This is a genomic window from Pseudoalteromonas luteoviolacea (genome assembly GCF_021654285.1).
In the GTDB taxonomy this organism is placed as follows: domain Bacteria; phylum Pseudomonadota; class Gammaproteobacteria; order Enterobacterales; family Alteromonadaceae; genus Pseudoalteromonas; species Pseudoalteromonas luteoviolacea_J.
The window spans coordinates 18,321-31,399 of the sequence record NZ_JAKFZS010000014.1; the positions used below are offsets into that span (position 1 = coordinate 18,321).

At 42.2% G+C, this 13,079-nt stretch carries 8 protein-coding genes; 6 read left to right on the forward strand and 2 right to left on the reverse strand.

Features of this window, described 5'->3' with window-relative positions; translation table 11 throughout:
• Positions 1–40 precede the first annotated feature (40 nt).
• Positions 41–1,951, reverse strand: coding sequence for a threonine--tRNA ligase (gene thrS, locus L1077_RS14400; RefSeq protein ID WP_237137469.1), 1,911 nt, complete (start codon positions 1,949–1,951; stop codon positions 41–43).
• 235 nt (positions 1,952–2,186) lie between these two features.
• Here thrS and L1077_RS14405 point away from each other — a divergent pair, with 235 nt between their 5' ends.
• The 3 genes from L1077_RS14405 to L1077_RS14415 all read left to right on the forward strand — a co-directional run bounded on the left by L1077_RS14405 (position 2,187) and on the right by L1077_RS14415 (position 5,722).
• Positions 2,187–3,188 carry an endonuclease/exonuclease/phosphatase family protein gene (locus L1077_RS14405; RefSeq protein ID WP_237137470.1) on the forward strand — a complete coding sequence of 334 codons (1,002 nt, stop codon included), beginning with the start codon at positions 2,187–2,189 and terminating at the stop codon, positions 3,186–3,188.
• A gap of 51 nt (positions 3,189–3,239) precedes the next feature.
• Positions 3,240–3,701 carry a DUF3010 family protein gene (locus L1077_RS14410; RefSeq protein WP_237137471.1) on the forward strand — a complete coding sequence of 154 codons (462 nt, stop codon included), beginning with the start codon at positions 3,240–3,242 and terminating at the stop codon, positions 3,699–3,701.
• A 176-nt stretch (positions 3,702–3,877) separates the two neighbouring features.
• Complete coding sequence (locus tag L1077_RS14415) at positions 3,878–5,722, forward strand: ABC transporter ATP-binding protein (RefSeq protein WP_237137472.1); 1,845 nt, start codon at positions 3,878–3,880, stop codon at positions 5,720–5,722.
• On the opposite strand, the gene L1077_RS14420 is transcribed toward L1077_RS14415, so the two are convergent.
• Positions 5,706–6,308, reverse strand: coding sequence for a TetR/AcrR family transcriptional regulator (locus L1077_RS14420; protein ID WP_063360815.1), 603 nt, complete (start codon positions 6,306–6,308; stop codon positions 5,706–5,708). The genes L1077_RS14415 and L1077_RS14420 overlap by 17 nt on opposite strands.
• 316 nt (positions 6,309–6,624) lie before the next feature.
• Here L1077_RS14420 and L1077_RS14425 point away from each other — a divergent pair, with 316 nt between their 5' ends.
• The 3 genes from L1077_RS14425 (at position 6,625) to L1077_RS14435 (ending at position 13,033) form a co-directional block, all read left to right on the forward strand.
• Complete coding sequence (locus tag L1077_RS14425; RefSeq protein ID WP_237137473.1) at positions 6,625–7,800, forward strand: efflux RND transporter periplasmic adaptor subunit; 1,176 nt, start codon at positions 6,625–6,627, stop codon at positions 7,798–7,800.
• A gap of 5 nt (positions 7,801–7,805) precedes the next feature.
• A complete protein-coding gene (locus tag L1077_RS14430) occupies positions 7,806–10,979 on the forward strand; it encodes an efflux RND transporter permease subunit (RefSeq protein ID WP_237137474.1) in 3,174 nt (1,057 codons plus the stop codon).
• Positions 10,980–11,119: 140 nt separating this feature from the next.
• On the forward strand, positions 11,120–13,033 hold the full coding sequence (locus L1077_RS14435) for a diguanylate cyclase (protein ID WP_237137475.1): 1,914 nt from the start codon (positions 11,120–11,122) through the stop codon (positions 13,031–13,033).
• Positions 13,034–13,079 lie beyond the last annotated feature (46 nt).

Below are 13,079 nucleotides of genomic sequence, written 5' to 3' on the forward strand. Positions count from 1 at the left end.
GGCACTGTTGTAAATATGTTTGCCGCACGGGTTTCAAAAGTTATACTCTGTTTTTAATCTCTTCGCTAATTTTAGCGACAAAATCATCAACAGAGAATTTGCCAAGGTCTTCGCCCTTGCGCGTTCTTACTGCTAGCTCTTGTTGCTCGACTTCTTTATCGCCAACAACAAGTAAATAAGGTATACGTTTTAAAGTATGCTCGCGGATTTTAAAGCCTATCTTCTCATTTCTCAAGTCAGCACAAGCTCTTATTCCAAGTTTATTTAGTTTTTGCACCACTTCTTGGACATAATCAGCCTGTTTATCCGTGATATTCATGATAACAACCTGTTTTGGTGCTAACCATGTTGGGAAGAAACCTGCATACTCTTCGGTTAAAATACCGATGAAACGTTCAATCGAACCTAAAATCGCGCGGTGGATCATAACAGGCGTCTTACGCTCGTTATTTTCAGCGACATATGTCGCGCCCAAACGACCTGGTAACGCAAAGTCTAGCTGCACTGTACCACATTGCCAAGCTCGCTCTAGGCAATCGTACAATGTGAACTCAATCTTTGGTCCGTAGAACGCACCTTCACCCGGTAGGTATTCAAACTCAATGTCATTAGACTTAAGCGCTTCAGCAAGTGCTGCTTCTGCTTTGTCCCACATTTCGTCTTCACCAATACGCTTTTCAGGGCGAGTAGAAAGTTTTACAACTATCTTTTCAAAGCCAAATGTTTCATACGTATCGTAGACCATTTTAATACAAGATGAAACTTCATCCATGATCTGCTCTTCTGTACAGAATACATGGGCGTCATCTTGAGTAAATCCACGGACACGCATTAGGCCGTGTAGAGCACCTGACGGCTCATTACGGTGACAACAACCGAACTCAGCCATACGCAGTGGTAAATCACGGTATGATTTCAAGCCTTGATTGAAGATTTGTACGTGACCTGGGCAGTTCATTGGTTTGATTGCATATTCACGCTTCTCAGATTCAGTCGTGAACATTGCATCTGAATACTTATCCCAGTGACCAGACTTTTCCCAAAGCCCTCTGTCCATCATCAATGGACCTTTTACTTCTTCGTAGTCGTATTCACGCAATTTTTCACGAACAAAGTCTTCTAGTTCGCGATAAATGCTCCAACCATCGTTGTGCCAAAATACCATGCCTGGCGCTTCTTCTTGCCAGTGCCATAAATCTAATGCTTTACCAATTTTACGGTGGTCACGTTTTTCAGCTTCTTCTAAACGCTTAAGGTATGCTTTTAACTGCTTTTTGTCTGCCCAAGCAGTACCATAGATACGCTGAAGCATTTTGTTGTCTGCATTACCACGCCAATATGCGCCCGCAACCTTCATAATTTTGAAGTGTTGACAGAACTTCATGTTTGGCACGTGAGGTCCACGACACATGTCAATGTATTCTTCGTGATGGTATAGGCCCGGACGGTCATCTTTAGCAACATTCTCGTCTAAGATTTCCATCTTGTAACTTTCACCGCGAGATTCAAATGTGTCTCGTGCTTCTTGCCAGCTCACTTTCTTTTTAACAACATCATAGTTTGTTTTTGCAAGCTGTAACATGCGCTTTTCAATAGCATCAAGATCTTCTTGAGTTAGAGAATGGTCCATGTCGATGTCGTAATAGAAGCCATTGTCGATAGTTGGACCTATCGCCATTTTGGCTTCAGGGAAAAGTTGCTTTACCGCGTGGCCAATTAAGTGCGCACATGAGTGACGAATGATCTCTAAACCGTCATCGTCCTTTGCGGTAATAATTTCAAGATTGGCATCTTGTTCAATGATGTCACATGCATCTACACGCTCACCGTTAACACGGCCTGCAATGGTTGCTTTTGCAAGACCAGGGCCGATGTCTTTAGCAACATCAAGAGTAGAAACAGGGTTTTCGAAAATACGCTGACTGCCGTCAGGAAGAGTAATTACTGGCATTTTTAATCCTATTTACAGTGGTGACACCTACGCCGCGTCACATGTATCTATTATCAATTTTAAGTGTTAGTGTTGCCCATCAACGCTTTTACGAATAAGCATTGGTTATTCAGTGGTATGCTAAATTTGACTGGGGTCTTTCAATCCTGCGGCTATTGTGACCTGATGCGTGACGAGTTGCAAGGAAAAGACTAAGATAAAATAGTCATTATTAATGGAAAACAGAGGGATTTTTATGGAGCAGCGAAAAACTTTCAAATTTGCGTCTTTCAATCTTTTGAATTTTGCATCGCCTCCTTATGCATTTTATCAACCAGAGGAAACCTATAATGACACCCAGTGGGCCACTAAAACGCAATTTATCACGGGCCTAATTCAGCACATAGACCCCACAGTCATCGTCTTTCAAGAAGTATTCGCTCCAGATGTTTTAGCCTCAATTTGCGAGGACTTAGGGCTTAAATACTTTGCCACCGTAGATTCACCTAAACCAGACGCAGTCTATCCAAATGTACTTTTCAACCCGGTTGTCGCGATTGCTTCTAAAGTTCCATTTAAACAATGCAAGCCTTTAGAGCCTTGCCATGAGTTATTAGAGTATTTAAATAACCTCGCACACTTTAAATTTAATCGAACCCCCATTAAGTGTACCTTTGATTTAGAGGGGTTTGGACTCTTAACCATTTATGCGGTGCATTTTAAATCTCAGCGCGTCCATTCCATGGCACAACTATTAGGGGATCCCGATCAAGAAGATCCATTCCTAGTTATGCTTAATCAAACGGTCGGTACCATGCAGTCTCAAATCTCTCGCTCTTTAGAAGCCTCTATCGTGTATTACGACGCGCTAAAAACGCAAAGAGAAAAAAGCTCAGCCACATTAGTAATGGGCGACTTCAATGCACACATTACCAGCCCTGCTCTATCTTTCATGACCGAGCAATTCCCTGTTGTCAGTGAATCAAGTCAATTAGGAACCGTTGGTCTATTCGAAAGCTTTGCCATCTCAGACAATCAGGCAGAACTCGGGGTTAAGCCTCCAACACATTATTTTCATGGTGAAGGCAACGTATTAGACTATATTTTAGCATCCAAAGAGTTTTCACCCAGAGACCCAAATACCCGAGTCAACTCGCTCACTTATCACAATTATGCGAGTCATTTGGACCCAAAAAGAGACGAAGAGGACATAAGATATTCAGATCACGCTGCAATTGCGATAGAAATTACAATTTAATAAACAAGCTATGCTATTATCCCTGCCATTAGGTATAAATTGGAAAATATAATGAGAACATTAGGTGTTGAAATTACTGGTAGCGAAGCAATGCTTTGTCTTTTATCAAAAGAGAACGACGTATTCGACATTAGGGATATTCGACAAACTCGCTTCACATTGGCAAACATCGGCCAAGATCAAGAAGCAATGCGCAAGTTTCATTTTGATGTGTCAAAGCTAGTTGAAGACTATCAAATAGATACCATCGCTATTCGTCAAAGAGCGCATAAAGGTAAATTTGCAGGCAGTGCTGCTGGCTTTAAAATGGAAGCTGCTTTTCAGCTTATTCCTAACACTGAAGTACATTTATTAAATGCAACTGAAGTGAAAGAGCAATTAAAGCGCAACCCAGTCCCTGTTGATTATGCCGATACAGGATTAAGAAAGTACCAAGAACAAGCATTTACAAACGCTTACGTACTAATTATGCGCAAAACTTATCGCCACGACGTGGAAGATGAGCAAGCATAAAATTCTACCGATTTAATTATTTAAGGTGAGTGACTCACTCACCTTGTAAACTGTTTCTGCCCACCCTTTTGACTAATCCGTTTCATTGACACCTATACTTATACACACCATTATCTGTTACTCTCGATGCACTTAACAAAGTGAATCGCGCATAATGAAAACTATAAGGATGTATAATGTATAAGCTGTTTGAAAAGCTCACCGATGCTTTCCCATCCCAAGATGCCAACCAGCCACCAAATTCTCTGTATGCTTTTTGTAGACATTATAGTCGAGGCATGGAGTATCCCCTGATTATTATGTCTGTGTGCGCAGCTTTACTTGCTACATTAGAAGTTACCCTATTCAGCTTTATGGGTACATTGGTAGATTGGATGCAAACCATGGAGCCAAAGCAGCTCTTTAATGACAAAAGTGATACTTTGCTTATCATGGCACTGATCACTCTCATTGCTATCCCTTTATTGGTTTTTGTTCACAGCGCTTTTTTACACCAGAGTTTGCTTGGTAACTACCCTATGTCAATCCGATGGCTGGCACATAGATATTTGCTAAAACAAAGCATGTCATTTTACCAAGACGATTATGCTGGCAGGATCTCGACCAAATTAATGCAGACTTCTTTAGCAATCAGAGAAGCGGTCATGAAGCTGCTCGATGTACTGGTTTACATTGTGGTTTATTTTGGCGCGACACTTGTACTGATTGGTAGCAGCGATATAAAGCTATTGATACCGCTGTTTATTTGGTTATTTTTCTACATTTGTGTTCAAGTTTACTTTTTACCACGCTTAAAGCATGTCTCTTCAGAGCAAGCCAATGCACGCTCAGAAATGACTGGGCGGATCGTAGATAGCTATACCAATATCTCTACCGTTAAGCTTTTTTCTTATACAAGACGAGAAGAAGAGTATGCTAAAAGCAGCATGGATGTGTTCATGCAGCCGGTTTATCGACAAATGCGGCTTGTTACCAGCCTTAATGTCAGCATCCAAGTATTAAATTACCTTCTGGTTTTCTCCATTGCCGGGCTATCACTGTACCTTTGGTCACACAATGTGATTTCTGCGGGTGAAATTGCCATTGCGATCAGCCTTTCCTTAAGGCTAAACGGTATGTCGCAATGGATCATGTGGGAAATAAGTAGCTTATTTGAAAATATTGGTACTGTCGTAGATGGTATGAATACGCTATCGAAACCCATAGAAGTTGCCGATAAGCCCAATGCCAATGAACTCATTGTCACAAAGGGACGCATTGACTTTAAAGATGTCACTTTTGCATATAAACGACAAGATAAGCAGTTGACGACCTATGTCTTTGATAGCTTATCCTTAGAAATTAAAAGCGGTGAAAAGATTGGCATTGTTGGTCGCTCTGGCTCTGGTAAGTCGACTTTAGTCAATTTATTACTGAGATTTTACGATATTCAACAAGGTAAGATTACGATTGATGACCAAGATATCTCTCAAGTAACACAAGAAAGCTTAAGAAAACGAATTGCTATGGTGACACAAGACACTGCTTTGTTACACCGCAGCATTAGAGACAATGTTTTGTATGGTAGGCCTGATGCAACAGAAGACGAATTACTACAGGCAATCAATAAAGCGCAAGCAAGTTCTTTTATTTTGGACCTTGAGGACAGTCATGGTAATCAAGGTCTAGATGCCCAAGTTGGTGAGCGTGGTGTCAAACTCTCTGGTGGCCAAAGGCAACGTATTGCCATTGCTAGAGTCCTTTTAAAAGATGCACCAATTTTAGTACTTGACGAAGCCACCTCTGCCCTTGACTCCGAGTCTGAGCAAGCAATCCAAGCAAGCTTAGATGAGTTAATGCAAGATAAAACGGTGATTGCGATTGCGCATAGATTATCAACCATTGCCCAGATGGATAGATTAATTGTCCTTGAACAAGGCGCCATTGTAGAGCAAGGAACACACTCAGAGCTACTTGAGCAAAATGGCATATATGCCAAACTCTGGGCACATCAAACCGGTGGTTTTATTGGCGTGGACTAACACCACGACAAAATAATTTACAGGCTTGTTCAATAAATGCTTCAAGTTGCTGCTCATCTACGGGAGGCTGCCACCTGATGGCCATCTCCCAAAATGTGAGCCTTTTTAAGCCACCCCAAAAAAAGGCGGCAGCAAAATGGGCATCATGATCGCCTAAGCATCCTGCACTGGATGCTTCTTCAAACCACACTACCATTGACTGCTCACAGTGACTAAATTTTTCATTTAATCGATGTGCTTGTGTCTCACTTCGCATTGACTCAATCATCACAATACGGGATAACCGGATATAGTCAGGATCGCACAGTAAACTTACAACACTGGTCGCTAAATGTTTTAATTGCACTTCAAAGTCATAGTTCGGAATAAACTGAATTGCAGTTAACGGTTCTATTCTTTCAATAAGTAAAATAACAACAGCATCAAATAGCGCCTCTTTATTCGGGTAGTGCTTATATAAAGTCCTTTTTGATACTTCAGCCTTTTGGCAAATCGCCTCCATTGTTGTGGCCTGCAACCCATTTAGCGCAAATTGTTCTATCGCGGCACTAACGATTGCTTGCTGTTTGGCTGACAATTGTGTCATTTATTTCTCTCACTTTTAACAATTAACACCAGTTTAACCAATTATCGGGACAATAAAAAGTATACGGTTGCGTTTATCTACAAAATAAAAAGTACACGACATCGTTTACCTTTATATTAAACAAGTATACACTAGCGTTTACTTGTATAGTTGTCGAGTTTATAACCTTTGCTTTGGTGTGAGGAAGGTATCAAATGGACAATCTACCCACTAATACCCTATGTGGAATAATTTATACAAGGTAGTAAGCTAAACTGTAATGAGCAATACCAGCGACAGTTTGGAAGCACGATAGTTAATAGGATTTGGAGTGTTCATGTATCCAGCATCATTCAAAAGCAAAGTTAAACACCTTTCTTTAGCACTTTTCACAGCAGGCATGTTAAGTGCTTGCTCAGAAGCTCCACAGCAACAAGCAGGATTCGGTATGCAACCTGCTCAAGTCAGTGTGACTCATGTTTCAACACAAAGCGTACCGTTTAAAATTGAATTACCAGCGACACTTCTTGGCGACAAAGAAGTTGAAATACGTGCTCGAGTATCAGGGCTGATTGAATCCAGAAACTTTGATGAGGGACAATACGTAAAAGCTGGACATTCCCTGTTCACCATCGAATTAAAACCATTCGAGCTCGAATTTGAAAAAGCACAAGCTGATCTCCATGCCGCAGAAGCAAACGTGGCACAAGCAAAACGTGAAAGAGATAGATTAGAAAAACTTAAAGATGAGCGTTCAGTCTCTAAGCGCGATTTCGATAATGCCGTTTCAGCTTACGATATTTCACTTGCTAATTTAGAGTCTGCAAAAGTGGCTTTAAACGAAGCCAAACTTGACCTTGAATACGCACAAGTAAAAGCTCCAGTATCAGGCATTATTGGTCGTGAAAAAGAATCTCAAGGTAGTTACATCTCTGGTCCAACCGTACTTCTTACAGAACTAACCGACACCAGTTTTATGAGAGCACGCTTTGGTTTCTCAGAGCGAGAGCAGCTAGCAATGCGAAAAGATGTTGAACTTGGTACGTTAACCCTGCCAAAAAATAACGAGTTTGACGCCACCATCATTTTGCAAGATGGCTCCACCTACTCTAAGCAAGGTAAAGTGAACTTCTCAGATGTCAGAGTGAACCGCTTTACCGGCACCTCAGAACTGCAAGCTCGTATTGCCAACCCAAAAGGTGAATTAAGACCTGGGCAATTTGTGCGTGTACAACTGAGTGGCGCAGTTAGAAACCAAGCAATCGTGGTGCCGCAACGTGCTGTTTTGGATAATGGAACGGGTAAATTCGTCTATATCGCAGCAGATAATGAGCAAGGGATGAAAGTGGCTCTACCTGCACCGGTTGAGGTTGGCGAGTGGGTGCAACTAGATGGTCAAAATATGTGGGTTATTCGCTCGGGACTGCAACCAAATCAACCAGTTATTGTTGAAGGAATGGCCCGTATATTCTTCCCCGGCATGCCAGTTAACGTAGCGGCTAAAGGAGAATAAGCCCTATGTTCTCTAAATATTTTATCGATAGGCCAATTTTTGCCTTTGTGATCTCAATTGTGATAGTACTGGCAGGCCTCGCGGCAATGCGTACTTTGCCTGTTGCACAATATCCTGAAATCTCACCGCCTCAAGTTCAAGTTACAGCGGTATATCCTGGTGCATCTGCCGATGTGCTAGAGCAAACTGTTGCGGCCCCCATAGAAAATGCCATCACAGGTGTTGAAGGCATGATGTATATGGAGTCAATCAGCAGCAGTGCCGGTGCAACGACCATCACAGTGACATTTGAAATTGGCACTGACGTTGACCAAGCAGCTGTTGATGTCAATAACAGAGTAAAGCAAGTCGAGGCGCGATTACCTGAAGAAACAAGGCGTCAAGGTGTCGTTGTAGCCAAAGGGTCATCCAGCTTCTTGCAGGTTCACGCCTTCTACTCTCCTGACAACAGCCGTTCAAGCTTGTGGACATCAAACTATGTCACCATGAATATCTTGGACAACATTAAACGTATTCCTGGTACGACGAATGTTCAAATATTTGGTGCTCGTGATTATGCCATGCGAATTTGGCTCAGACCTGATCTTATGAGCCAGTTAAAGGTCACAGTAGAAGAAGTCACAAATGCAATTCGTGAGCAAAACTCACAATATGCCGCAGGTAGCATTGGTGCAACCCCCACATCTGCAAGCCCACAAGAATTAGTGTACAGTGTCACTGCACAAGGGCGACTATCTACGCCTGAAGAGTTTGACAACATCATTATTCGCGCAAACGCCGATGGCTCTTCTTTAAGACTTAAAGACATCGCTCGCGTTGAGCTCGGTTCAAAAGATTATAACTTCAACGGTACCATCAACGGTAAAGATGCTGTTCTGCTGGGCATATTCTTGCAACCAGGCGCCAATGCACTAGACGTTGCCAAAGAAGTTGAAAACGAGATTGAAAAACTCAAGTCACAGTTTCCACAAGGCCTTGCTCATATCAACTCTTATGACACAACGCGCTTTGTGGAAGTATCTATTCGTGAAGTGTTGATCACTTTAGTAGAAGCCATGGTGTTGGTATTCTTGGTGGTATACCTGTTTTTGCAAAACTGGCGCGCAACCTTAATCCCAACCCTTGCAGTGCCGGTATCGTTACTAGGTACATTTGCTGGACTTTACATGCTCGGCTATTCAATCAATACACTCACCTTATTTGGTATGGTGCTTTCGATTGGTATCGTCGTCGATGACGCCATCGTTGTGCTTGAAAACGTCGAGCGTATTATGCATGAACAGCGAGTGAGTGCCCGTGAAGCCGCTTACAAAGCAATGGAAGAAGTCAGTGGCCCTGTAGTTGCTATTGTATTGGTGCTTTGTTCTGTGTTTATTCCTATTGCCTTTTTAGGTGGCTTAACAGGCGAGCTATTCAGACAATTTGCCATCACTATTTCAATTTCTGTGAGCTTGTCTGGTGTTGTCGCGTTAACCATGACGCCAGCACTGTGCGTTTTAATCTTAAAACATGAAGACAAGCAAACCGCCCGCTTTTTCTTGTGGTTTAATGATTGGTTCACGCGCATAACTGGAAAATACGTCGGCTCGGTGAGCTTTATGATCCGCCGTGGTGCGCTAGGTTTTGTGCTCATGTCAGCAATGGTAGGCACCACCCTGTTTATGTGGGAAAAAACGCCAGGTTCACTGGTTCCAGATGAAGATCAAGGCTTTTACATCAGTGCTGTATTCTTACCAGATGGTACTTCGTTAGAGCGCACAACTGAGGTCACCAAACAAGTCATTGAAGCAGCACAATCTAACCCAGCCAATGAAAATGTTGTCGCATTTACCGGTTTCGACTTTTTAGGTGGTGGCTACAAAAATAATGCCGCTACTCTATTTATTACCCAAAAACACTGGGATGAGCGCGAAGTCGATACAAAAACACTTGTTGGCGAGCTCTTTATGAAAACCGCGCATATCAAAGAAGCACTCGTGCTGGCATTTAACCCCCCTGCTATCTTCGGGTTAGGCTCTACCGGTGGCTTTGAGTTTTATCTACAAAACAAAACTGGCGCAGATCCTGAGAAATTAAAACAGGGTATGCAATTGATGATGAATGCAGCACAGCAAAGCCCTGTTTTAGGTGGACTACAAACTCTGTGGCGTCCCGATGCTCCTCAACTCCAAGTACATATGGACAGAGAGCAAGCCAGAGCAATGGGTGTCAATATCAACTCTGCGTTTAATGCCCTTGCTGCGAATTTAGGTAATTACTACGTAAATGACTTCAACAAGTTTGGGCGTTCATGGCAGGTAATTATGTCTTCAGAGGCACAATTTAGAATGTCACCTCAGGATGTTGGTCGTATCTACGTAAAAAACAACCAGGGCGATATGGTGCCAATATCTGCTTTTACCGATATTGAGTTCTCTCGTGGGCCTGAAAGTTTGCACCGTTACAACAATTTATCGGCTGTAAAATTGATGGGTAACGCCGCGCCAGGGTATAGCTCGGGTCAAGCAATTGCAGAGATTGAGAGAATTGCCGCTGAAGTTCTACCGCCTGATATGACATTCGAATGGACTGCGTCAGCATTCCAAGAGAAGCGTAGCTCTGGCACAACTGGGCTTGCATTGGGCCTTGCCGTTGTCATGGTATTTTTGATACTCGCCGCCTTGTATGAGCGTTGGTCATTACCAATCTCAGTCCTACTCGCTCTGCCGTTTGGTACCTTCGGTGCTTTAGTATCAATTTGGGTTGCTGGTCTCACCAATGACGTATACTTCCAAATTGGTCTTGTCACGCTACTGGGCCTTGCAAGTAAAAATGCCATTTTGATTGTTGAATATGCATTAATGAAACACCAACAGGGCTGGAGTGCTAGTGCCGCCGCATTGGAAGCCGCAAGGTTAAGGTTCCGCCCTATCATCATGACGTCACTTGCATTTATTCTGGGCGTAGTACCATTGGTATTAAGCTCAGGTGCAGGCGCAGGGGCGAGACACAGTGTTGGTACAGGTGTGATGGGCGGCATGATGGCGGCCACTTTCTTAGCTGTATTCTTTGTACCGTTATTCTTTTACTGGTTAACAACTAGGAAATTTACGGAGAAACGTTCAAAGAAAGAGCTAGCAAAAGAAATAGCCGAGCATCATAAAAGGGATCACACTGAAACACAGGAAGATCTCGCTTAACCTTTACGGTAAACGCCAGCTCTCTGGCGTTTACCGCTACACTGCGCTTCGCGGTTACAAATCATAACAAGGTTTTGACTGTAAAAGCACCGAACTATTATGTTATTATTTGCAATTATTTTCTTTCAAAGGCTAAATCTTTGCGCTTATTTGCTGCTTTCGCACTTACTTTAGTAGTTAACTTCCCCGTATTCAGTAGTACACACAGCACATGGCAACAAACCTATGATGTCCTTCGCGCACAAGACACACATACTGCGTTCGAATTTTTAGCTCAGCAAGTCAAAGCCACTGAGCCCAGTGCAAAACGTGTATACATTGGTGCGACACTTGCGAGGACCGCCCTAGCCCTCAAAAAGCAGGCCTCGTTGAATACACTTATCAGTTATGAAAAAAATGACTATGACCTTATTTTGCAACAGTTAGTCACTGCCTTGCTGAGTGCACATAACAATGAATATGAGCAAACCATGCAAGCCTTTAAAAAAGCAATTACGCTGGCATATACCGCTAACGACCCAGCACTGACTGCAACTGTCGAGTTGTTTTATATTAATGCCAAAATAACATTGGCTAATTACATTCAACTTGAGCGCCATATTAAAGAAGTGGAACGTAATGCAAATACGTTAAGCAAACCTTTTTGGGGCTTAAATTCACTACACAATGCAAAAGCGTTAAATGCAAATTTTTTAGGGGATCATGCCCAAGCTATTAAAATATATAAACAGGCTATTGCTAACTCGAAATATGAAGGCAACAAAGCCCCTTATTATAATAATTTGGCCCTCACCTATTTGGAGATTGGCAATTACACTGATGCCACAAAATATCTCAAAAAATCTTTGAACTTGAGAAAAGTACAAAACAATGAATTCAAAGTTGCACTAACCATGCTCAACCTTGGTATTGTTGCTAACAAAGCAAAGGACTTTGACGTCGCATTAAAGTGGCTGAATCAAGCTCACGAGTATTATGTAAAATTCGACAATCCATACCGCCAAGCATACTCCTTAGTACAAAAGGCAAAAGTTTATGCCAATCTCAAAAACATAGACCTTGCAACCAGCGCCCTTGACCGTGCACTGTCTAAAATTAGTTTAACTAATAATATCAATTTAATTACGGATATTAGACTGCAAGCTGCCGAAAATATGCGTGCGCTTGGCCAGTACGATAAAGCGATTGAGCAAGCTCAAATTGCCCATGATTTATCGAGCAATGTCAGCGACAAAACGCATTTAATACACAGCTTGGAGCTTCTTTCCGATCTCTACGCACGTGAGTCAAATTATCAACAAGCCTACCTGCTACAGAGTCAATTAGTAGCACAAAAAGAGCAGTTCAATTCACAGAAAACGATGCAAGCCATGATTGAGCTTGAATCAGAGCTAGAAGTGACTGCCCAACAATTGGAAAACATACGACTAGAGAAACATAATAATCAACAACTTGCTCATATCTCTGCTTTAGAAGAAAGGCAACAATTCCAGGCTATTATTATTCTTTTCTCACTGTTACTGTTATTCATAAGCTTACGTGGCTACTCCAAACATAAATACAGAGCGCAGCACGATAACTTAACAGGTGCGCTTACACGCAGTGCTTTTCTAACTGTGGTTTCTCGCTCAGCGATTCCTGCAATTGGCAAACAACATTGCCTAGTCTTGTTCGACTTAGATCATTTCAAACAAGTCAATGATGTACATGGCCACCCAACAGGTGATATCGCTTTAAAACACACAGCGGCACTTGCAAAGCAGTTTTTTGGTAAAAATGCACTTTTATCCCGCTTTGGCGGCGAAGAGTTCATGTTGTTCTTACCAAACTTGGTAAGTTCAAACAAAGACGATGTTGTAGAGCAATTTAGAATTAAGTTGAGTGAATCTGCAATTATTTCAGAGTCTGGAGAAACGATTAATATCACTGCCAGTTTTTCGACCTATTACTACACCACATCACCTGATAGCCTTGATAAAATCTACAGCAAGTTAGATGTTGCTCTTTATCAAGCGAAAAAGTCCGGCAGAAACCGCGTTGTATGTGCAGTTTAATCAAAATCTTTTGGAAAGAAGTATGGCTGAGTTCAGGATTAAACTC